The organism is Sphingomonas astaxanthinifaciens DSM 22298 (assembly GCF_000711715.1).
In the GTDB taxonomy this organism is placed as follows: Bacteria; Pseudomonadota; Alphaproteobacteria; order Sphingomonadales; family Sphingomonadaceae; genus Sphingomicrobium; species Sphingomicrobium astaxanthinifaciens_A.
The window spans coordinates 131,003-151,329 of sequence record NZ_JONN01000001.1 but is presented as its reverse complement, the minus strand read 5'-3'; the positions used below and the strand labels follow the sequence as shown (position 1 = coordinate 151,329).

Below are 20,327 nucleotides of genomic sequence, written 5' to 3'. Positions count from 1 at the left end.
CGTGCACTCGTGACGGGTGCCGCCGCCCGGGAAGAGGTGTGAGATGAAGATCGTGATTGTCGGGGGGGGGTCGGCCGGCTGGATGGCCGCCGCTGCCCTCGGCCGGATCATGGGCGGCCAATGGCCCGTCGAGCTGGTAGAATCCGACGCGATCGGAACCGTCGGGGTCGGTGAAGCCACCATCCCGCAGATCCAGCTCTTCAACGGCGTGATTGGGCTCGACGAGGCCGAGTTCGTCGCCCGCACCAAGGGCAGCTTTAAGCTCGGGATCGAGTTCGTCGGCTGGCACGGCGGCGAGGACGCCCGCTATATGCACGCCTTCGGCCAGGTCGGCCGCGACCTCGGCCTCATCGCCTTCCACCATTACTGGCTGCAGGCCCGCGCGCGCGGCGACCGGAGCCGGCTCGAAGACTATTCGCAGTCGGGCACCGCGGCCTTCGCCAATCGCTTCACCCGCGACGACACCCTCCCCAATGCGCCGCTTGGCGGAGCCACCTACGCCTATCATTTCGACGCCGGCCTCTACGCCGCCTTCCTCCGCGAAAAGGCCGAGGGTTTCGGGGTGGTCCGCCACGAAGGGCGAATCACCGAGGTCGCGCAGGACCCCGAGACCGGCAACGTCGCCGCGGTCGTGATGGAGGACGGCCGGCGGATCGCGGGCGACCTCTTCATCGACTGCTCGGGCTTCGCCGCGCTGCTCATCGGCAAGACCATGGGAGTCGAGTTCATCGACTGGTCCGAATGGCTGCCGATGAACCGCGCGCTGGCGGTTCCGTGCGAGAGCGTCGAGCCGCTCACGCCTTATACCCGCTCCACGGCGCGCAAGGCCGGCTGGCAGTGGCGGATCCCGCTTCAGCACCGGATCGGCAACGGTCACGTCTATTGCAGCGACTATCTGGGCGACGAGGAGGCGGCCGAGATCCTGCTCGCCAACCTCGACGGCAAGCCGCTCGCCGACCCCCGTCCCTTGCGCTTCACCACCGGCCGGCGGCGCGAATGCTGGAAGGGCAATGTCGTCGCCTTGGGGCTTGCCAGTGGCTTCCTCGAGCCGCTGGAATCGACCTCGATCCACCTCGTGCAGTCGGGGCTGAAGCATCTCATCGACCTGCTTCCCCACGACCGCATCGACCCGGCGGACGTGGCGGCCTTCAACGCGAAGACCGCCTTCGACTATGAGGCGATCCGCGACTTCATCATCCTTCACTATCATGCCAACGACCGGCCCGAGCCCTTCTGGCAGCGCTGCCGCGAGATGCGCATCCCCGACAGCCTGGCGGAGAAGATCGAGACCTTCCGCGCGCACGGCCGGATCTTCCGCTTCAACGAAGAGCTGTTCACCGAACTCGGCTGGCTGCAGGTCATGACCGGCCAGGGAATCGTGCCCCGCTCCTACCACCCGCTCGCGGACGCGCCGGGCGACGACAATGTCGATCGCTATCTGGCCAGCATCCGTGAACTGGTGCAGGCGAAGGTGCAGCGGATGCCGCCGCACCGCGACTATCTCAATCAGCTATGCGGGACGCCCGCGGAGGTTGCTGCGTGACGTTCCTGACCCTGCTTGCGGCCGCCGCGCTGCAACCCTCGACCCCGGCCGATTTCCGCAGCCGCCTGCCCGAAGACGAGGTGATCTACTTCCTGCTGCCCGACCGGTTCGACAATGGCGATCCGAAGAATGATCGCGGTGGTCTCAAGGGTGACCGACTGAAGACCGGCTTCGACCCGGCGTCCAAGGGCTTCTACAACGGCGGCGACCTCAAGGGGCTGACCCGCCGGCTCGATTACCTGCAGGGGCTGGGCGTCACCGCCATCTGGTTCGCGCCGATCTTCAAGAACAAGCCGGTGCAGGGTCCCAAGGGCCAGGAGAGCGCGGGCTATCACGGCTATTGGGTGACCGACTTCACCTCGGTCGATCCGCATTTCGGCACCAACGCCGAATTCAAGGCCTTCGTCGACGCGGCCCATGCGCGCGGCATGAAGGTCTACATGGACATCATCACCAACCACACGGCGGACGTCATCAAGTTCGCCGAGTGCGAGGCGGCCAAGGCCTGCCCCTATCGCTCGATCGCCGATTATCCCTACCAGCGGCGCGGTGGACCGGGCGGCGCGGCAATCAATCCCGGCTTCACCGGCGAGACCGACCGTTCACCGGAGAATTTCGCCAGGCTGACCGATCCCAATTACGCCTACACGATCAGCACGCCCAAGGCCGAGCTGAAGACCAAGGTGCCGGCCTGGCTCAACGATCCGCTGCTCTACCATAATCGCGGCGACAGCACCTTCACCGGCGAGAGCTCGACCATGGGCGATTTCGTCGGGCTCGACGACCTCATGACCGAAAATCCCAAGGTCGTGGCCGGCTTCATCGACGTCTATGGCAGCTGGATCGACCGGTTCGGGATCGACGGCTTCCGGATCGATACCGCGCGGCACGTGAACCCCGAATTCTGGCAGCAGTTCGCGCCGGCGATGAAGGCCCGGGCAGCCGCGCGCGGGATCCCGAACTTTCACATCTTCGGCGAGGTCTATGACGACAGCGGCGAACCGGGACGGCTGGCGCAGCACACGGTCCGCGACCAGCTGCCCGCGGTCCTCGACTTCGCCTTCTTCGCCACCACGGTGAAGGCGGTCGCGCGCAACCAGCCGACCGAACTGTTCCGCGGCCTCCTCTCGCAGGACGTGCTCTACGCCAAGGGCGACGCGACCGCGCGGCAGTTGCCGACCTTCCTCGGCAATCACGACGCCGGCCGCTTCGCTTCCTACGTCCGAAGCGAGAATCCGAAGGCCAGCCCCGAGGAACTGCTCCAGCGGGTGATGCTCGGCAACGTGCTGCTGTTCACCTGGCGCGGCGTGCCGACGGTCTATTATGGCGACGAGCAGGGCATCGTCGGCCGCGGCGGCGACCAGGACAGCCGCCAGACGCTCTTCCCGTCGAAGGTCGCAACCTACAACGACGATCCGCTGCTTGGGACCGACCGCACCACCGCGGTCGAGAACTTCCGGACCGACCATCCGCTCTATCGGATGGTGGCCGAGCTATCGGCGATCCGGCGGGGCAGCGAGGCGCTGCGCCGCGGCGACGCGCGGATCCTCGCCACTGAGGACAAGCCGGGCCTGCTGGCCTTCTCGCGGACCTCGGCGAGCGACCGCGTGATCGTGGCGGTCAACACCTCGACGGAAGCGATCACCCGCAACATCGCGGTACCGACCGACGTCTCCTCGCTCGCCCGCCTGTCGGGTGCCTGCCCGGCCGCGGTGATCGCGCCCGGCACCATCCGCGTCACCCTTCCCGCCTTCGGACATGCGATCTGCCGTGCCGCAAACTGAGACCCTGACCATGCCCGCCGTCGAGACGAGCCAACCCTGGTGGCGCGGCGCCACCATCTACCAGATCTATCCGCGCAGCTTCGTCGACTCGAACGGTGACGGGATCGGCGACCTGCCCGGGATTACCGCCCGGCTCGAGCATGTGTCATCGCTCGGTGCCGACGCGGTGTGGATCTCGCCCTTCTTCACCTCGCCGATGCACGACTTCGGCTATGACGTGGCGGACTATCGCTCGGTCGATCCAATCTTCGGCACGCTCGCGGATTTCGACGCGCTCGTCGCGCGCGCCCACGGGCTCGGGCTCAAGGTCCTGATCGACCTCGTCTTCGCGCATACCAGCAACGAGCATGCCTGGTTCACCGAGAGCCGGGAAAGCCGCACCAATCCCAAGGCCGACTGGTACGTCTGGGCCGATCCCAAGCCCGACGGCTCGCCGCCGAGCAACTGGCAGTCGGTGTTCGGCGGGCCGAGCTGGACCTGGGACGCGCGGCGCGAACAATATTTCATGCACAATTTCCTGAAGGAGCAGCCGCAGCTCAACGGGCATCATCCCGAGGTCCAGCAGGCGCTGCTCGACATCGTGCGTTTCTGGCTCGATCGCGGGGTCGACGGCTTCCGCTTCGACGCGGTCAACTTCATGATGCACGATCGCCAGCTGACCGATAATCCGCCGGTCAGCAATCCGGCGCAGCGGACCCGCCCGTTCGATTTCCAGCACCATCTCCACAACCAGTCGCAGCCCGAGATTCCGCTGTTCCTCAAGCGCGTGCGCCAACTGCTCGACGAGCGCGGCGCCTTCGCGGTCGCCGAGGTCGGGGGCGAGCAGGCCTATCGGGAGATGCACGATTATACGGCGCCCGGCCGGCTCCACAGCGCTTATGGCTTCGACTATCTCTACGCGCCCGAGCTGACCCCCGAGCTTGTCGCGCGGACGAGCGCGCGCTGGCCCGATGACGACGACAAGGGCTGGCCGAGCTGGGCGTTCGAGAACCATGACGCGCCCCGCGCGCTGTCCCGCTGGGTCGCGCCCGAGCATCAGGCGCAATTCGCGCGAATGAAGATGCTGCTGCTGGCGGCGCTGCGCGGCTCGATCATCATCTACCAGGGCGAGGAACTGGGGCTGACCCAGGTCGAGGTCCCGTTCGAGCTGCTCCAGGACCCCGAGGCTATCGCCAACTGGCCGCAGACGCTGAGCCGCGACGGGGTGCGGACGCCGCTTCCGTGGACCGCGAGCGAGGTCGGCCATGGCTTTACGCACGGAACGCCCTGGCTGCCCTTCGGCACCGACCATGCGGCGCTGAGCGTCGACCGGCAGGACGAGGATCCGCACTCGCTGCTCAATTTCACCCGCCGCGCCATCGCGTTGCGCAACGACCATCCGGCGCTGCGCTGGGGCCGGCTCGACATCATCCGCGCCGACGATCACGCGCTGGTGTTCGAGCGGACGCACGAAGGCCAGCGCCTCCGTTGCAGCTTCAATCTCGGCAGCCGCCCGGTCACCTTCGACCGGGACGGTCGGACCCTGTTCGTTACCGGCACGGTCGACGCCGGTGAGGCCGCCGCTTATTCGGCTTCCATCGAGGAACTCTGACCCCCATGCGTTTCCTTCTTGCCCTGCTGGCGCTGGTCGCCGCCGTCCCCGCCTTCGCCCAGTCGCCGACGGTGGCGCAAGCGACGTCGCCCTCGGGAGTCCTGAAGCTCACGGTCACGCTCAACGGCGAGGGACGGATCGGCTATGCGGTCAGCCGCGGGGCGACCCCGGTCATTGCCGAAAGCCACCTCGGCTTCCTCCTCACCGACGGCCCGCAGCTGCTGCGCAACTTCGAGCTTCGCGACACCGCGCGGCGCAGCGTCGACGAGACCTGGCAGCAGCCGTGGGGCGAGTGGCGCAACGTGCGCGACCGCCACGAGGAGCTGGCGCTCACCTTCCAAGAGAAGGACAAGCTCAAGCGGACCCTGCGCGTGCGTTTCCGCATCTTCGATGATGCGGTCGCCTTCCGCTACGAAATGCCCGAGCAGTCCAACCTCAAGACCGCGCGGATCGCCGAGGAGCTGACCCAGTTCCAGCTGGTCGAGCCGGGCGAGGCCTGGTGGGCGCCGGCGTTCGAGAGCAACCGCGAGGAATATCTCTACAACCACACGCCGATCGACGGCATCGGCACCGCCCAGACGCCCTTCACGATGAAGACCGCGAGCGGCCTCCACGTCGCGATCCACGAGGCGGCGCTGGTCGACTATTCGGGCATGAACATCGCGCGGGTCCAGGGCGGGCTGCTGAAGGCGGTGCTGACGCCGTCGTCGAGCGGCGCCAAGGTCGTTCGCGACACGCCCTTCGAGACCCCGTGGCGCGTGATCCTGGTCACCGCCGACGCCCCCGCGCTCTACCGCGCGAACACGGTGTTTCTGAACTTAAACGAGCCCAACAAGCTCGGAGATGTGAGCTGGGTCCGCCCGCGCCGCTACATGGGTATCTGGTGGGGGATGCACCTCGACACGCAGAGCTGGGCGACCGGGCCCAAGCATGGCGCGACCACCGCTTACGCCAAGAAGATGATCGATTTCGCGGCGAAGAACGGCTTCACCGGGCTGCTGGTCGAAGGCTGGAACAAGGGCTGGGACGGCGACTGGTTCGCGACCGGCGACGACTTCTCCTTCACCGAGGCGACTCCCGATTTCGACATCAAGGCGGTCGCGGCCTACGGCCTGAAGCGCGGGGTGCATCTCATCGGGCACCACGAGACCAGCGCCAACATCGCGCACTACGAAAGCCAGCTCGAGGCCGGGCTCGATTTCGCGAAATCGATCGGCGAGGACACGATCAAGACCGGCTATGTCGCCGACGCGGGCGGCGTTCAGGCGGTGGATGCTGAGGGGCGCAAGACCTTCGAATGGCACGAGGGCCAGGTGATGAGCCGCCACCACCTCAAGGTCGTGACCGAGGCCGCCAAGCGCCACATCGCGATCAACGCGCACGAGCCCATCAAGGACACGGGCCTGCGCCGCACCTATCCCAACTGGATCAGCCGCGAAGGCCAGCGGGGCATGGAATATAACGCCTGGGGCGTGCCCAAGAACCCGCCGGGCTACGACGCGACCCTGGTGTTCACCCGGATGCTCGGCGGGCCGATGGACTTCACCCCCGGCATCCTCAGCCTGATGGGCCGCGGCAACACGCCGATCCCGTCGACGCTTGCACGTCAGCTGGCCTATTACGTCGTGCTCTATTCGCCGATCCAGATGGCCGCCGACCTGCCCGAAAATTACGAGGCCAATGCCGGCGCGTTCCAGTTCATCAAGGATGTCGCGACCGACTGGGACGACACGCGGATGCTGGCGGGCGACGTCGGACAATATGCGGTGTTCGCGCGCAAGGAGCGCGGAAAGCCGACCTGGTTCATGGGCGGCCTCACCAACGAGGAAGGCCGCGACCTCGACCTGCCGCTGACCTTCCTCGATGCCGCCGCGCGCTACCGGGCCGAAATCTATCGCGACGGCGATGGTGCCGACTTCCGCACCAACCCTCGCGCCATTGCGATCGAGAAGAAGGAGCTGCGCAGCACCGACCGGCTCAAGCTCCGGATGGCGCCGGGCGGCGGCTTCGCGATCCGGCTGGTCAAGGTCGGCAAGTGATGCGCGGCCTCTTTGCCTTCCTGCTCCTGCTGGTGGCGGCGGCGAGCCCGGCAGCGGCGGCGGACGATGGCCGGTTCGTCGAGCGCGACGTCGCTTCCTCGGCCTTCGGGCCGATCCACGTCACGCTGTGGCTGCCGCCCGGCTACGACCGCGACACGGGCCGCCGTTATCCGGTCGTCTACATGCAGGACGCCCAGAACCTGTTCTTCCTCGACCGCTCGAACTTCCGGAAGGTGTGGGCGGCGGACAAGGCGGCGCTGGGCCTCATTCGCAGCGGCAAGGTCGCGCCCTTCATCATCGTCGGCATCGATCAGCCGGGCAAGGAGCGCTACCAGCGCTACTTCCCGGTCAAGGTGCCGAGCGAGCCCATGCGCGAGTTCATCGCCAAGGGGGCGGGACCGCTGCAGGGCGACGGCTATGTCGCCTTCATGGCCGATGAGCTGAAGCCCCTGATCGACCGCGATTATCGAACCCGCCCACAGCCGCGCTTCACAGCCATTGCCGGGAGCAGCATGGGCGGCCTCATCAGCATCTATACGCTCGCCGAGCGGCCCGACGTGTTCGGCAAGGCAGCGGCGGTGTCGACCCACACGCCGCTGATCGACCCCGACATGCTCGGCAAGGCGCCGGGGCTCGCCGCGACGATCCAGGGCAGCTGGCGCAATTATCTCTATCACCAGCTCGGGGCACCCAAGGGCCGCAAGCTGTGGATGGATCATGGCACCGCGACGCTCGACCAATATTACGCACCCTACCAAAGCGTGGTCGACGCCGAGATCCATCGGCTCGGCTGGACCGACAAGCAGTTCCGCACCCGGGTCTATCCGGGCGCCGAGCATGAGGAAAATGCCTGGGCGCGCCGCCTGCCCGAGATTTTCGGCTGGCTGCTGAGCGACTGGAAGCCGTGACCCGACCACCGCCGGCATCGGTCATCATCCTCGGCGGGGGAACGGCGGGCTGGATGGCCGCCAACCTGCTCCAGAAGCGCTGGGGGTCGGCGGGCACCATCATCACCCTCATCGAAAGCAGGGACATCGGCATCATCGGGGTGGGCGAGGGCTCGACCCCGCAACTGAAGGCCTTCTTCGACGAGCTCGGGATCGCCGAGGCCGAATGGATGCCGCGCTGCAACGCGACCTACAAGGCGGGGATCGAATTCGCCGGCTGGTCCGACCGGCCCGGCTACGAGCGCTATTTCCACCCCTTCGCGACCGCGGTCGATCCGTTCACCGAACCGACCTTCTTCACGGCGACCGCCCTTCGTCGGCGAGGCGGCGACGTGCCCGCGCACCCCGATCCCTATTTCCTGGCGACCCGGATCGCGCGCGAGGGCCGGGCCCCGCTGGCACCCGCCAATTTCCCGTTCGACATCGGCTACGGCTATCATTTCGACGCTTACCTCGTCGGAGCCACCCTGCGCGACTTCGCGGTGGCGAGCGGGGTCCGCCACGAGACCGCAACCATCGCCGAGGTCAGCCTCGACGAGAGCGGCGACATCGCCAGCCTGCGATCCGACGATGGACGGACCTTCGCCGCCGACCTCTATCTCGATGCGAGCGGCTTTCGCGCGACGCTGATCGAAGGCGCATTGAAGGAGCCGCATCGCGGCTTCGGCGAGAACCTGTTCAACGACAGCGCGGTGGTCACCCCGACCCCCCTCCCCGCCGCAGGCGCGAGGGCGATGACCTCGGCCACCGCCGCCAGCGCGGGCTGGATCTGGCACATCCCGCTGACCAGTCGCGCGGGCAACGGCTATGTCTATTCGAGCCGGTATCTCGACCGCGATGACGCCGCCGCCGAGCTTCGCCGCCACTGCGGCCTCGCCGAAGACGCCGAGGTCCGTCACCTGTCGATGAAGTGCGGCCGGGCCGAGCGGAGCTGGGTCAGGAACTGCCTCGCCATCGGACTTGCCCAGGGCTTCCTCGAACCGCTCGAGGCGACCGCGCTCCATATCGTGCTGGCGACGGTGAAGGGCTTCACCGCGGCGTGGGAGCAGGACGATCGCGACGGCTTCAACGCCGCCATCGCCCGCCGCTACGAGGGCATTCGCGACTATATCGTCTGCCACTATCGCACCGCGCAGCGGCGCGACACCGACTATTGGCGCGATGCGACCAGCCACGATCGCCTCAGCGACAGCCTCAAGCAGCTGATCACGACCTGGTTCACCGGCGGCGATCTCGAGGCCGAGGTGCACAGACAGGAAATTGCGGCTTATTACGCCCCCATGTCCTGGCACGTGATGCTCGCCGGCTACGGCAATTTCCCGCCCGACGAGCGCGCCCGGCCCCTGCCCGCGAGCCCGGTCGACCTCGACGCGGTCGAGCGTTTCGTCCACGGCTGCGCGCTCAACTTTCCCACCCACGCGGAGGCGCTGTCGCGCCTCTCCGCCGCATAGGTTTCGCGATGCCCGACAAGGCCACGACCCTGATCCTCTTCGGCGCGACCGGCGATCTTGCCGCGCGCATGCTCCTGCCCTCGCTCTACGGGCTGGTCCTCGACGACCTCCTGCCGCCGAGCCTCAGGATCGTCGCGACGGCGCGCTCGGCGCATGACGATGCGAGCTTCCGCGCGCTGGCACGGACCGCGCTCGCCGAGCATGTCCCGGCCGCCTTCTTCGACGAGGCCGCCGCCGACCGCTTCCTCGAGCGGGTGACCTATGTCACGCTCGATGCGACCGACGCCGCAGGCTATCAGCGGCTGGCCGAGGCCGCGGGGACCCCGGGCGAGACCGCCATCTTCCTCTCGACCGCGCCCTCCTTGTTCAAGCCGACCATCGACAATCTCGCCGCGGTCGGCCTTGCCGGCGACCATGTCCGGCTCGCCCTCGAGAAGCCGCTCGGCTCCGACCTCGCCTCGAGCCGCGAGATCAACGACGCGGTCGCCTCGGCCTTCCCCGAGGAGCGGACCTTCCGGATCGACCATTATCTCGGCAAGGAGACGGTCCAGAACCTGCTGGCCCTGCGCTTCGCCAACCTGCTGTTCGAGCCGGTGTGGAGCTCGAACCACATCGACCATGTCCAGATCACGGTCTCCGAGACGATCGGGCTCGAGGGCCGCGGCGACTATTATGACGGGGCCGGCGCGCTTCGCGACATGGTCCAGAACCACATGCTCCAGCTCCTCGCCCTGGTCGCGATGGAGCCGCCCTCCGCCTTCGACGCGACCGCGGTGCGCGACGAGAAGGTGAAGGTGCTCCGCTCGCTCCGTCCGATGCGGGTCGAGGACAGCGTCACCGGCCAATATGGCTCGGGCGCGGTCACGGGCAAGCCGGTCGGAAGCTATGTCGAGGACCTGGGCCGCGCGAGCGAGACCGAGACCTTCGTGGCCTTGAAGGCGCATGTCGACAACTGGCGGTGGGCGGGCGTTTCCTTCTACCTGCGCACCGGCAAGCGCTGCCCCGAGCGGCGGACCGAGATCACCATCCAGTTCAAATGCGTGCCCCACTCGATGTTCGCCGGCCGCGGCGCGACCTCGACCCCCAACCGGCTGGTGATCTCGATCCAGCCCGAGGAGAACATCACCCTCGAGCTGATGGCCAAGCGTCCGGGCCTCGACCGGGGCGGGATCCGGTTGCAGGAAGTGCCGCTGGCAATCGGCCGGGCCGACGCTTTCGAGGATACCCGCCGACGGATCGCCTACGAGCGGCTGCTGCTTGATCTCATCGAGGGCGATCCCACCTTGTTCGTGCGCCGCGACGAGGTGGAGGCCCAGTGGCAGTGGATCGACGGGATCCGTGCCGCCTGGGCCAGCGCCGGGCAAAAGCCCCGGCCTTATGCTTCGGGGACCTGGGGGCCGTCGGCCGCCATCGCGTTGATCGAGCGTGATGGGAGAAGCTGGAATGACTAGGCTCGACCCGCGGATCGCCCGCGTCACCGACCGCATCATCGAGCGGTCGAAGCCGGGCCGCGCGCGCTATCTTTCGCTGATGGCCGAGCAGGCCGAGCGCGGCATCTCGCGCGGGCGGATGAGCTGCGGCAATTTCGCGCATGGCTTCGCCGCGGCGGAGGGCGACAAGGACCGGATCCGGACCATCGCCGGGCCCAATCTCGGGATTGTCACCGCCTATAACGACATGCTTTCGGCGCATCAACCCTATGCCCGCTTCCCCGAGCAGATGAAGATCTACGCCCGCGAGGTCGGCGCCAGCGCGCAGGTCGCGGGCGGGGTCCCCGCCATGTGCGACGGGGTCACGCAGGGGCAGGACGGCATGGACCTGTCGCTGTTCAGCCGCGACGTCATCGCGATGAGCACCGCGGTGGCCTTGAGCCACGGCATGTTCGAGGGTGCGGCGCTCCTCGGCATCTGCGACAAGATCGTGCCCGGCCTCCTGATCGGGGCGCTCCGTTTCGGGCACCTGCCGATGCTGCTGGTCCCCGGCGGACCGATGCCCTCGGGCCTGCCCAACAAGGAAAAGCAGCGGATCCGGCAGCTCTATGCTGAGGGCAAGGTCGGGCGCGACGAACTGCTCGCCAGCGAAAGCGCAAGCTATCATTCGCCCGGCACCTGCACTTTCTACGGCACCGCCAACAGCAACCAGATGATGATGGAGCTGATGGGGCTGCATGTGCCAAACAGTGCCTTCGTCGCGCCCAATACGCCGCTTCGCTCGCGCCTGACCCAGGCCGCGGTCCACCGGCTCGCCGAGCTGGCCGAACGCAAGGACCGGCCGCTGTCGGCCTGTGTCGACGAGCGCGCGATCGTGAATGCGATCATCGGCCTGCTCGCGACCGGCGGATCGACCAACCACGCCATCCATCTGCCGGCGATCGCGCGGGCGGCGGGAATCCTGGTCGACTGGGAGGATTTCGACGAGCTGTCGGCCGCGGTTCCCCTGCTGGCGCGGGTTTATCCCAATGGCTCGGGCGACGTGAACGACTTCCATTATGCGGGCGGGATCGCCTTCGTCGCGCGCGAGCTGGGCGCGGCGGGACTGCTCCACACCGACATCCTGACCGCGGGCGCGGACGACTTCTCGGCCTGGTCGTCGCACCCCGAGATGGATGGCGACAGCCTCGTCTGGCGCGAGGTCACCGAGAGCCGCAACGACACCATGCTGCGGACCGTCGCCGAGCCCTTCCTGCCCGACGGAGGCATGCGGCTGGTCAAGGGCAATCTCGGCCGGGCGACCTTCAAGACCAGCGCGGTCGATCCCGACCGCTGGACGATCGAGGCACCGGCCCGGATCTTCTCCGACCAGGGCGAGGTGCTGAAGTCCTTCCAGGCGGGCGAACTCGACCGCGACGTGGTGGTCGTGGTCCGCTTCCAGGGCCCCCGCGCCAACGGCATGCCCGAGCTCCACAAGCTGACCCCGACGCTGGGCGTGCTGCAGGACCGCGGCCACCGCGTGGCGCTGGTCACCGACGGACGGATGTCGGGCGCGAGCGGCAAGGTGCCGGCCGCCATTCACGTCTCCCCCGAGGCGCTGGGCGGCGGCCCGCTCAGCCGCCTGCGCGACGGCGACATCGTCCGCCTGTCGGGCGAGGACGGAAGCCTCGAGGCGGTCGGGGTCGATCTTTCGGCCCGCGATCCCGCGGCGGCCCTGCCCCCGCCGCAAGGCACCGGCCGCGAGCTGTTCGCGCTGATGCGCGGCGCCGCCGACGATGCCGAGCGCGGTGCGTCGGCCATGCTTCACCTGATGGAAACCGAACAGGCATGAGCCGCCAGATCGTTGCCGCCGACATAGGCGGGACCCACGCCCGCTTTGCCCTCGCCACCTTGGATGGTGGCCGGGTCGCCACGCTCGACGAACCGGTCACCCTCAAGACCGCCGATCATGGCAGCTTCCAGCTCGCCTGGGAGGAATTCGGCCGACGCGTCGGTGCCCCGCTTCCGGCCGCGCTCGCGATCAGCTTCGCCGGGCCGGTGGGAGGCGAATTGCTCAAGCTCACCAACAACCCCTGGGTGATCCGCCCCGCGCTCATCCCCGAGAAACTCGGGGCGACCGACTATGTGGTGGTCAACGACTTCGGCGCGGTCGCGCATGCGGTCGCGGCGTTCGAACGCGACGCCTATCTCCACCTCTGCGGCCCCGACGAGCCGCTTCCCGCCGAGGGCATGATCACCATCCTCGGGCCCGGCACCGGGCTCGGGGTCGCGGGCCTGCTGCGAAAGGACGGCAGCTACCAGGTGATCGAAACCGAAGGCGGCCATGTCGACTTCGCCCCGCTCGACGCGCTCGAGGACCGCATCCTGGTCGAGCTTCGCCGCAGCTTCCGCCGGGTCTCGGTCGAGCGGATCCTGTCGGGCCGCGGCCTGATGAACCTCTACGAAGCCCTCGCCGCGATCGAGGGCCGGCCGGCGGCGATCCACGACGAGAAGGAATTGTGGGGCGCGGCGCTGGCCGGAAGCGACAGCCTTGCCGCCGCCGCGCTCGACCGCTTCTGCCTGACACTGGGCGCGGTCGCCGGCGACCTTGCGCTGGCGCAGGGCGCGGCCGCCGTGGCCATCGGTGGCGGGCTCGGCTTCCGATTGAAGGACCATCTTCCGCGCTCGGGTTTCCGGGACCGCTTCATCGCCAAGGGCCGCTTCGAGCGGCGGATGGACGGCCTTCCGGTCAAGCTCATCACCCATCCCCAGCCCGGCCTGTTCGGCGCGGCCGCGGCCTTTGCGAAAGCCTTCCCATGCTGATCGATCAGGTAATGCAGGCCGCCCCGGTGATCCCGGTGCTGGTGATGAACGGCGAGCATGATCCCGCCGAGCTGGCGAACGTGCTGGTCGAGGCGGGCCTGCCGGTGCTCGAGGTGACGCTGCGGACCCCCGACGCGCTCGACGCCGTGCGCGCCATGGCCAAGGTCCCGGGCGCGATCGTCGGCGCGGGGACCGTGCTCAACCCCCGCCAGCTCGACGCCGCGCAGGAAGCCGGCGCGCAATTCATCGTCGCGCCCGGCCTGACCGAGCCGCTGACCCGCGCCGCGCAGGCGAGCGGGATCGCCTATCTGCCGGGCGTCGCCACCGCGGGCGGCATCATGCGCGGGCTCGACCTCGGGCTCGAGCGGTTCAAATTCTTCCCGGCCGAGGCGGCGGGCGGCCTCCCCGCTTTGCGCTCGCTGGCGGCCCCGTTTGGCGCGGTGCGCTTCTGCCCGACCGGCGGGATCACCGAGGCGACCGCGCCCGACTGGCTGGCCGAGCCCGCCGTGACCTGCATCGGCGGCAGCTGGCTGGTGAAGAAGGGTCTGTCGCTCGCCGAGATCGGCGCGCTCGCGGCGCGGGCGGGCGCGCTCCGGGCGCGCTGATCGCAAAAAAATCAGGAATTGGCGGAGAGGGTGGGATTCGAACCCACGGTACCCGTGAAGGCACGCCGCATTTCGAGTGCGGTGCTTTCGACCACTCAGCCACCTCTCCGCAGTGAGAAACGAGGCACCGGCCGGACGGCCGGGGGTCGCGGCGGGTCCCTAGCAGCGCCTTTCGGACTTGCCTAGCGCCAATTGGCCCATCGGCCAGCTGTCGCGATTATGCGCGAAAGCGTTGATGGCGGCATGAACACGATCGTCATCGGGGCTTCAGGCGGAATCGGCGCGGCGCTGGCCGGGCAGCTCGAGGCGCGCGGCGAGACGGTCCATCGTCTGTCGCGCCGGGACGGCGGGATCGACCTTGCCGACGAGGCCAGCATCCGCGCCGCCGCCGCGTCGGTCCCGTTCGAAGCCCTCGACCGGCTGATCGTCGCGACCGGCATGCTCCACCACGAGGGAATCAAGCCCGAGCGTTCACTGCGCGATCTCGACGCGGGCCAGTTGCAGCGAAGCTTCCTCGTCAACGCAATCGGACCCGCGCTGGTGCTGCGCCATTTCACGCCCCTGCTGCGCAAGGACGGGGTCACGCGCACCGCTCTCCTGTCGGCGCGGGTCGGGAGCATCGCCGACAATCGCCTCGGCGGCTGGTACGGCTACCGGGCGAGCAAGGCGGCGCTCAACCAGTTCGTCCGCTCGGCCGCGATCGAGATCGCCCGCACCCGCCCCCAGGCGGTGGTGGTGGCGCTGCATCCGGGAACGGTCGACACGGCGATGAGCCGGCCCTTCCAGGCCAATGTCGCGCCCGGCAAGCTGTTCACCCCCGACCATTCGGCCGAGCGACTGCTCGCGGTGCTCGACGGCCTCGGCCCAAAAGATAGCGGCGGCTTCTTCGACTGGAAGGGTGAGGCCATTCCCTTCTGACGCCCTTGCGGCGACGGCGCGAGGCCCTAAGTTGGAGCCATGCCGCGTGCCACCCATATTCCCCTGACGAGCGACATTCCGGCCCCGCCGATTGCTCGCGCCCGCTTCGGTATCGGCGAAGTGGTCCGGCACCGACTGCTCGATTTCCGCGGCGTGATCTTCGACGTCGATCCGGTCTTCGCCAACAGCGAGGAATGGTATCAGGCGATTCCTGCCGAAATCCGGCCGGCCAAGGACCAGCCTTTCTATCACCTGCTCGCGGAGAATGGCGAGGGCAGCTACGTCGCCTATGTCTCGCAGCAGAACCTCGTCGCCGACGACGAGGATGAGCCGGTCGACCATCCCGCCATCGACAACCTGTTCGAGGCGTTCGAGCCGGGCCGCTACAAGCTGCGCCCCGAGCATCGCCACTAGGTCATCGTGAACAAGGGGGGAGCAGCCGGGCTGCCCCCCTTCCCTCGCATCAGAAATCGACGCTGATCCGGCCGTAGAGGAAGCGGCCGTTGAAACCGAACGGCGAGAAGCCGCTGTACGGCAGGTAGTAGGCGTCGATCGGATAATTGCCGCCGACGGTGGCCGGGCGCGGCCCGGTCGGGCGGCGCGACGGATAGACGTCAAACAGGTTGTTGGCACCAGCCGCGAACTGGACGCGGTCGATCGAAAAGCGAAGCTCGAGGTCGGTGATCCACTTGGGCGCGAGGAACAGGTCGTCGGGCCCATAGTCGGTGAGGCTGGTCGGGTTGGCGATCGGCGCCGCGGCGCCCGGTGCCACCACCTTGCCGAAGCGGGTGGTTCGGGCGGTGATCCCGAGCTTGCCGAGCGTGCCGTCGGCCGACAGCACCACCTTGTTCTTGGGCTGGCCCTTCTCGAAGCGGATGCCCTCGACACGGCCGAACAGCACCAGCCCCGGAATCTGCGCCAGCGGCCCGAGGTTGTTGAGGCGCTTGTCGATCTTGTTGTTCGACGCGTTGAAGGCGGCCGACAGCGACCAGTTGCCGATGGCCCCGGCGCGGAAGCGATAGGTGCCGACGATGTCGACGCCCTCGGTGGTGGTGTCGAGCCCGTTGATGAAGAAGCGGGCCGCGCCGAAGCCAGACAGGCTGTTGGCCGCAAGGATCGCCTGCACCGCATTGTTCTGCGCGGTGGTGCCGCTGCCGAAGGCGCCGAGGTTCTCGGTGAGGACGATCCGGTCCTTCAACTTGATATGGTAGTAATCGGCGGTGATCGTCAGGCCCTGGAGCGGGTTGACCGAGACGCCGGCCGAGACGTTGACCGACTTTTCGGGCTTGAGGTCGCGGGCGCCGAGCGCGCGCGAGACCGCCGAATTGACCGGGAAGGTCACGATGTCGACCGGCAGGCCGTTGATGAAGTTGGTCGAGAATCCGGTGAAATATTGCTGCTGCAGCGAGGGCGCGCGGAAGCCGGTCGAGATCGATCCGCGCAGCGCGAGCGCGGGGACGATCGCGTAGCGCAGCGCGAGCTTGCCGTTCACCGTGCTTCCGAAGTCCGAATATTTCTCGGCGCGGCCGGCGAGCGTGGTGGTGAAGCCCGGCAGCGGATCGGTGTCGAGCTCGACATAGCCCGCGACACTGCTCCGGCTCTTGCTGAGCTTGGCGTAGGCCGGAATGCCCGGGAAGCCCTGCGCACCGAAGGGCGCGGCGCGGCCCGGGAAGCTGCAGACGCCGGTGCCGGCATTGTAGACGCCGCCCAGCGTGGTGCAGTTGGCCGAGGTCGTGGTGACCGGCGCAATGAACAGGGGGCCGGCGGCATAGGATTCGACCTGGCCGGGCCGCTCGGAGAAGTTGTCGCGGCGATATTCGGTCCCGAAGGCGACCGACAGCGGCTTGGCGAAGCCCGCCTCGAATTCGCGCGAGACGTCGAGGTTGGCGGTGAACTGGTTGAAGCGCAGCCCGCCGCTGTCGAAGCTCGTCGGGCTGTTGCGGCCGTAGGAGGTATTGAGGCTGTTCTCGGTCCGGTAGTCGATCTGGTTGTGGCCGTAGACGCCCGACAGGTCGACGTTCCAGCCCGACAGTTCGCCGCGGAAGCCCGCCGCCGCCGCCCAATCCTTGTAGACCGAGGCGATCTCGGGGAGGAAACCGTCGGGCGTCAGCGCGGTGAAGTTGGCGTTGGTGGGGCTCGTCGCCGGGGTCAGGGTCGAGAAGTCGCGGTTGTTGACCGACGACTGCTGGCGCCAGTTGGCGGCCGAGCGGCCCTTGCGATGGGCGAAGGTCGCGAAGCTGTAGAATTCCCAGCCGCTGTCGCCGATCGGCGCGGCCATGTTGGCGATGAGGTTGAGGTCGCGCGTCTTGGGGTCGCCGAAACGGAAGTTCTGGCGGTTGAAGGTCAGCTCGCGCGGATCGATCGCCGAGGTCGGGCGGATGTAGTTGGGGCGGACGTCGGGGCCGGCGCGGTTGGTGTTGTCGCGGTCGCGGAATTCGCCGGTCAGGTTGATGTAACCCGAGCCCATCGGAATCCCGACATTGACCCCGGCGGTGAAGATCGCGCCATCCTTGATCTTGCGCGAGGCACCATAGGTCCCGGCGAGGATCCGGCTGTCGCGGCTGTCGAGGACCGCGGTGCCGCCGACATTGGTCAGCGCCTCGAGTTCGGGGACGTCCTCGAGCTGGGTGATATACTTGCCGTAGCTGACCTGCGCCTTGCCGCCGCTCGGGCTCTTGCGCAGGCGGACGTTGATGACGCCGGCGATGGCGTCCGAGCCATATTGCGAGCTCGCGCCGTCGCGCAGCACCTCGATCCGGTCGATCGCGAGCGCGGGGATGTTGTTCAGGTCGACCGCGGTGCTGCCGCGACCGACGGTGCCGTTGATGTTGAGCAGCGAGGAGACGTGGCGGCGTTTGCCGTTGACCAGCACCAGGGTCTGATCGGGCGCGAGGCCGCGCAGGCTGGCCGGGCGGATGACGTCGGTCCCGTCGGCGATCGAGGGCTGCGGGAAGTTGAACGACGGGACGAGGTTGTTCAGCACCTTGTTGGTCTCGCCGAGGCCCGAGGAGGTCAGCGCCTCCTGCCCGAGGACGTCGATCGGGACCGGCGAATCGGCGATGGTGCGGTCGGTCCGGCGGGTGCCGGTGACGATGATGGTGTTGTCGGGCTCGGTCGCACCGGCCTCTTCGGGTGCGGCGACGGCGGTGGTGGGCGCGGGCGGCTGCCGCGGGTCGGTGGCTGCGCTCTGCGCGACGGCGGGTGTGGCCGCGATCAGCGCCAATGGGCTGATGGTGAGAAGAAGCACCGGAGAAATGCGATTGCTCATGGTTCTGGCTCCCTGTTTGCTCCAGGTGCCGCCCCCGGCACCCGCCTTTACTGTCACCCTTCAGTCTTTCCCGCGTGACGCCCCGCGCCAAGCCGGGTTTTTCCGGCCCATTCGCTTTGCCAAGTGACTGATACTTCAACGCAACAACGGATGTTGCACGCACGAAAGAGCCCCGGCGGAGGGGGTCCGCCGGGGCAAGTCTCTCAAGGGGTCAACATGAAAGAGAGGCCGGCCCTCCGGACACGAATGAGCGTCCGGACTGCCGGCCATCCCGATTTGGAATAATCTTGCGTGCTCTGATCAAGACGTCTTCCGTTCGGAACACCGTCAAATTGCCCTCGTCAGCCGAGCGCCGCAAGAGGGGCCCGCGAATAACAAGCCCGATGCAGCGCGGCTTGCAATCATGCAAGTTCATGCTCAATCTCGCGACACAATGAAAATGGATCAGACCGACCGGCGGATCCTCGCCATCCTGCAGGACGACGCGACTCTTCCCGTGGCGGAGGTCGGTGCAAGGGTGGGCCTGTCCCCGACTCCCTGCTGGCGCCGGATCCAGAAGCTGCGCGCCGCGGGGGTGATCGAGCGGACGGTGGCCCTGGTCGATCCGCGCGCGCTCGGCCTTGGCCTCATCGTCTTCATCGAGGTGGAGGCGCGCGACCACAGCCCCGAATGGCAGGAGCGGTTTCTCGCCGGCGTGTCGCGCCTGCCCGAAGTGCTGGAGGTGGTGCGGATGGCGGGCGAGACCGATTACTGGCTGCGGGTCGCCGTCCGCGACATGGGTCATTTCGACAATTTCTATAAGCAGCTGATCGCGGCCGGCCCGCTCAAGAACGTGACCTCGAAGTTCGCGATGGAGCGCTGCAAAAGCTCGACCGCCTATCCGGTCGGTTGACCTTTGGGCCATCCTCTCCTAGGGGGCACGCTTTCCCGCGCGGGTTGGCGCCACGCTGCCGCATGGGTGAGAAATTCCAGGCTTTCGAGCAAAGAAAAGAGAAGAGGCCCATGTTCGCTATCGTGCGCACCGGCGGCAAGCAGTATCGCGTGTCGCCCGGAGACAAGATCGTCGTCGAGAAGCTGGACGGCAATGCCGGTGACAGCATCACCCTCGGCGATATCCTGCTGGCCGGTGAGGGTAGCGATCTCAAGGGCACCGACGGCCTGACCGTCGCCGCCGAGATCGTCGCCCAGGCGAAGGGCGAGAAGGTCGTCGTCTTCAAGAAGCGCCGCCGCCACAACTATCGCCGCAAGGCCGGCCACCGCCAGCAGCACACGATCCTGAAGATCGTGTCGATCGGCGGCGAGAAGGCCAAGTCGGCCGCCCCGAAGAAGGCCGCTGCCCCCGAGGGCAACGAGGCCCCGGCCGCGCCGAAGAAGGCCAAGGCCAAGTCGGCGCCGACCAGCGAGGGCGTCGCCCCCGCCGACGCCGGCACCACCGCCACCGAGGAAGCGACCTCGACTCAGAATGCTGCGCCTGCTAAGAGCAAGGCCAAGAAGACTCCGAAGGCTTAAGAACGATGGCACATAAGAAGGCAGGCGGCTCGTCGCGTAACGGCCGTGATTCCGAGAGCAAGCGCCTGGGCGTGAAGAAGTTCGGTGGCGAGAACGTCGTCGCCGGCAACATCATCGTGCGCCAGCGCGGCACGCGCGTCTATCCGGGCACCAATGTGGGCCTCGGCAAGGATCACACACTCTTCGCCCTTACCGACGGCAAAGTCGCGTTTCGCGACGGCCGCCAAGGCCGCAAGTTCGTCCACGTGGAAGCGCTTATGGCGCCGATTGCGGACGCAGCCGAATAGGGGTTGGTCGATGACGGGCCGCCCCAGGAGGGGGCAGCCCGATACAGGACTTCATCCGAGGACCTGGAAGGGAGAAGAGGGAAGCCCCCTCTTCTCCCTTTCTTTTTCTTCTCCCGATTTTGTCATCTGGCCCCGCTAGCGGGGCCTCGGGGA

General features: G+C 67.8%; 15 protein-coding genes, 1 tRNA gene and 1 pseudogene. 15 read left to right on the top strand and 2 right to left on the bottom strand.

All coding sequences use genetic code 11. From position 1 onward, the window contains the following. Positions 1–43 precede the first annotated feature (43 nt). Genes BS69_RS0100715 through eda form a run of 10 tightly spaced genes read left to right on the top strand, consistent with a single transcriptional unit; the run spans position 44 to position 14,192 of the window. Positions 44–1,543, top strand: coding sequence for a tryptophan halogenase family protein (locus BS69_RS0100715; protein WP_029940073.1), 1,500 nt, complete (start codon positions 44–46; stop codon positions 1,541–1,543). Further along, entirely contained in the window at positions 1,513–3,327 is a 1,815-nt protein-coding gene (locus BS69_RS0100710; protein WP_037504279.1) for an alpha-amylase family glycosyl hydrolase, read from the top strand. The genes BS69_RS0100715 and BS69_RS0100710 overlap by 31 nt, the downstream gene beginning before the upstream one ends. Before the next feature lie 10 nt (positions 3,328–3,337). After that, positions 3,338–4,918 carry an alpha-amylase family glycosyl hydrolase gene (locus BS69_RS0100705; RefSeq protein ID WP_084184197.1) on the top strand — a complete coding sequence of 527 codons (1,581 nt, stop codon included), beginning with the start codon at positions 3,338–3,340 and terminating at the stop codon, positions 4,916–4,918. 5 nt (positions 4,919–4,923) lie between these two features. Next, positions 4,924–6,957 carry a glycoside hydrolase family 97 protein gene (locus BS69_RS0100700; RefSeq protein ID WP_029940070.1) on the top strand — a complete coding sequence of 678 codons (2,034 nt, stop codon included), beginning with the start codon at positions 4,924–4,926 and terminating at the stop codon, positions 6,955–6,957. Next, entirely contained in the window at positions 6,957–7,865 is a 909-nt protein-coding gene (locus tag BS69_RS0100695; protein ID WP_029940069.1) for an alpha/beta hydrolase, read from the top strand. The genes BS69_RS0100700 and BS69_RS0100695 overlap by 1 nt, the downstream gene beginning before the upstream one ends. Next, positions 7,862–9,355 carry a tryptophan halogenase family protein gene (locus tag BS69_RS0100690; protein WP_029940068.1) on the top strand — a complete coding sequence of 498 codons (1,494 nt, stop codon included), beginning with the start codon at positions 7,862–7,864 and terminating at the stop codon, positions 9,353–9,355. The genes BS69_RS0100695 and BS69_RS0100690 overlap by 4 nt, the downstream gene beginning before the upstream one ends. Positions 9,356–9,363: 8 nt before the next feature. Beyond that, positions 9,364–10,806, top strand: a complete 1,443-nt coding sequence (zwf, locus tag BS69_RS0100685) for a glucose-6-phosphate dehydrogenase (RefSeq protein ID WP_029940067.1) — start codon at positions 9,364–9,366, stop codon at positions 10,804–10,806. Continuing rightward, positions 10,799–12,616, top strand: coding sequence for a phosphogluconate dehydratase (gene edd / locus BS69_RS0100680; protein WP_029940066.1), 1,818 nt, complete (start codon positions 10,799–10,801; stop codon positions 12,614–12,616). Before zwf ends, edd begins: the two co-directional genes overlap by 8 nt. After that, complete coding sequence (locus tag BS69_RS0100675) at positions 12,613–13,587, top strand: glucokinase (protein WP_029940065.1); 975 nt, start codon at positions 12,613–12,615, stop codon at positions 13,585–13,587. Before edd ends, BS69_RS0100675 begins: the two co-directional genes overlap by 4 nt. Then, complete coding sequence (gene eda, locus BS69_RS0100670) at positions 13,581–14,192, top strand: bifunctional 4-hydroxy-2-oxoglutarate aldolase/2-dehydro-3-deoxy-phosphogluconate aldolase (protein WP_029940064.1); 612 nt, start codon at positions 13,581–13,583, stop codon at positions 14,190–14,192. Before BS69_RS0100675 ends, eda begins: the two co-directional genes overlap by 7 nt. 19 nt (positions 14,193–14,211) lie before the next feature. Here eda and BS69_RS0100665 read toward each other — a convergent pair. After that, a tRNA-Ser gene (locus BS69_RS0100665) sits at positions 14,212–14,301 on the bottom strand. Positions 14,302–14,411: 110 nt separating this feature from the next. On the opposite strand from BS69_RS0100665, the gene BS69_RS0100660 reads away from it, so the two are divergent. After that, positions 14,412–15,110 (top strand): SDR family NAD(P)-dependent oxidoreductase, encoded by a 699-nt coding sequence (locus BS69_RS0100660; RefSeq protein WP_156956779.1) that lies wholly within the window; start codon positions 14,412–14,414, stop codon positions 15,108–15,110. 39 nt (positions 15,111–15,149) lie between these two features. Continuing rightward, on the top strand, positions 15,150–15,524 hold the full coding sequence (gene hspQ / locus BS69_RS0100655; RefSeq protein ID WP_029940062.1) for a heat shock protein HspQ: 375 nt from the start codon (positions 15,150–15,152) through the stop codon (positions 15,522–15,524). A 49-nt stretch (positions 15,525–15,573) separates the two neighbouring features. Here hspQ and BS69_RS0100650 read toward each other — a convergent pair whose 3' ends face one another. Continuing rightward, positions 15,574–18,378 carry a TonB-dependent receptor plug domain-containing protein gene (locus tag BS69_RS0100650; protein WP_051676387.1) on the bottom strand — a complete coding sequence of 935 codons (2,805 nt, stop codon included), beginning with the start codon at positions 18,376–18,378 and terminating at the stop codon, positions 15,574–15,576. 439 nt (positions 18,379–18,817) lie between these two features. Here BS69_RS0100650 and BS69_RS0100645 point away from each other — a divergent pair, with 439 nt between their 5' ends. The 3 genes and pseudogenes from BS69_RS0100645 to rpmA all read left to right on the top strand — a co-directional run bounded on the left by BS69_RS0100645 (position 18,818) and on the right by rpmA (position 20,174). Then, the gene (locus BS69_RS0100645; RefSeq protein ID WP_029940060.1) at positions 18,818–19,270 is read left to right on the top strand and encodes an Lrp/AsnC family transcriptional regulator; all 453 of its coding nucleotides are present in this window, start codon (positions 18,818–18,820) and stop codon (positions 19,268–19,270) included. A 110-nt stretch (positions 19,271–19,380) separates the two neighbouring features. After that, positions 19,381–19,743 (top strand): annotated as a pseudogene (rplU, locus tag BS69_RS0100640) (50S ribosomal protein L21); the annotation flags it as partial. A gap of 149 nt (positions 19,744–19,892) precedes the next feature. Continuing rightward, complete coding sequence (gene rpmA, locus BS69_RS0100635) at positions 19,893–20,174, top strand: 50S ribosomal protein L27 (RefSeq protein ID WP_029940058.1); 282 nt, start codon at positions 19,893–19,895, stop codon at positions 20,172–20,174. The last annotated feature ends 153 nt before the right edge of the window (positions 20,175–20,327 follow it).

What these genes read in the sequence shown, in the direction of transcription:
- BS69_RS0100715 (WP_029940073.1), top strand. Translation starts at nt 44, where the DNA reads ATGAAGATCGTGATTGTCGGGGGGGGGTCGGCCGGCTGGATGGCCGCC.
- BS69_RS0100710 (WP_037504279.1), top strand. Translation starts at nt 1,513, where the DNA reads ATGCGGGACGCCCGCGGAGGTTGCTGCGTGACGTTCCTGACCCTGCTT.
- BS69_RS0100705 (WP_084184197.1), top strand. Translation starts at nt 3,338, where the DNA reads ATGCCCGCCGTCGAGACGAGCCAACCCTGGTGGCGCGGCGCCACCATC.
- BS69_RS0100700 (WP_029940070.1), top strand. Translation starts at nt 4,924, where the DNA reads ATGCGTTTCCTTCTTGCCCTGCTGGCGCTGGTCGCCGCCGTCCCCGCC.
- BS69_RS0100695 (WP_029940069.1), top strand. Translation starts at nt 6,957, where the DNA reads ATGCGCGGCCTCTTTGCCTTCCTGCTCCTGCTGGTGGCGGCGGCGAGC.
- zwf (WP_029940067.1), top strand. Translation starts at nt 9,364, where the DNA reads ATGCCCGACAAGGCCACGACCCTGATCCTCTTCGGCGCGACCGGCGAT.
- edd (WP_029940066.1), top strand. Translation starts at nt 10,799, where the DNA reads ATGACTAGGCTCGACCCGCGGATCGCCCGCGTCACCGACCGCATCATC.
- BS69_RS0100675 (WP_029940065.1), top strand. Translation starts at nt 12,613, where the DNA reads ATGAGCCGCCAGATCGTTGCCGCCGACATAGGCGGGACCCACGCCCGC.
- eda (WP_029940064.1), top strand. Translation starts at nt 13,581, where the DNA reads ATGCTGATCGATCAGGTAATGCAGGCCGCCCCGGTGATCCCGGTGCTG.
- BS69_RS0100660 (WP_156956779.1), top strand. Translation starts at nt 14,412, where the DNA reads ATGCGCGAAAGCGTTGATGGCGGCATGAACACGATCGTCATCGGGGCT.
- hspQ (WP_029940062.1), top strand. Translation starts at nt 15,150, where the DNA reads ATGCCGCGTGCCACCCATATTCCCCTGACGAGCGACATTCCGGCCCCG.
- BS69_RS0100650 (WP_051676387.1), bottom strand. Translation starts at nt 18,378, where the DNA reads ATGAGCAATCGCATTTCTCCGGTGCTTCTTCTCACCATCAGCCCATTG.
- BS69_RS0100645 (WP_029940060.1), top strand. Translation starts at nt 18,818, where the DNA reads ATGGATCAGACCGACCGGCGGATCCTCGCCATCCTGCAGGACGACGCG.
- rpmA (WP_029940058.1), top strand. Translation starts at nt 19,893, where the DNA reads ATGGCACATAAGAAGGCAGGCGGCTCGTCGCGTAACGGCCGTGATTCC.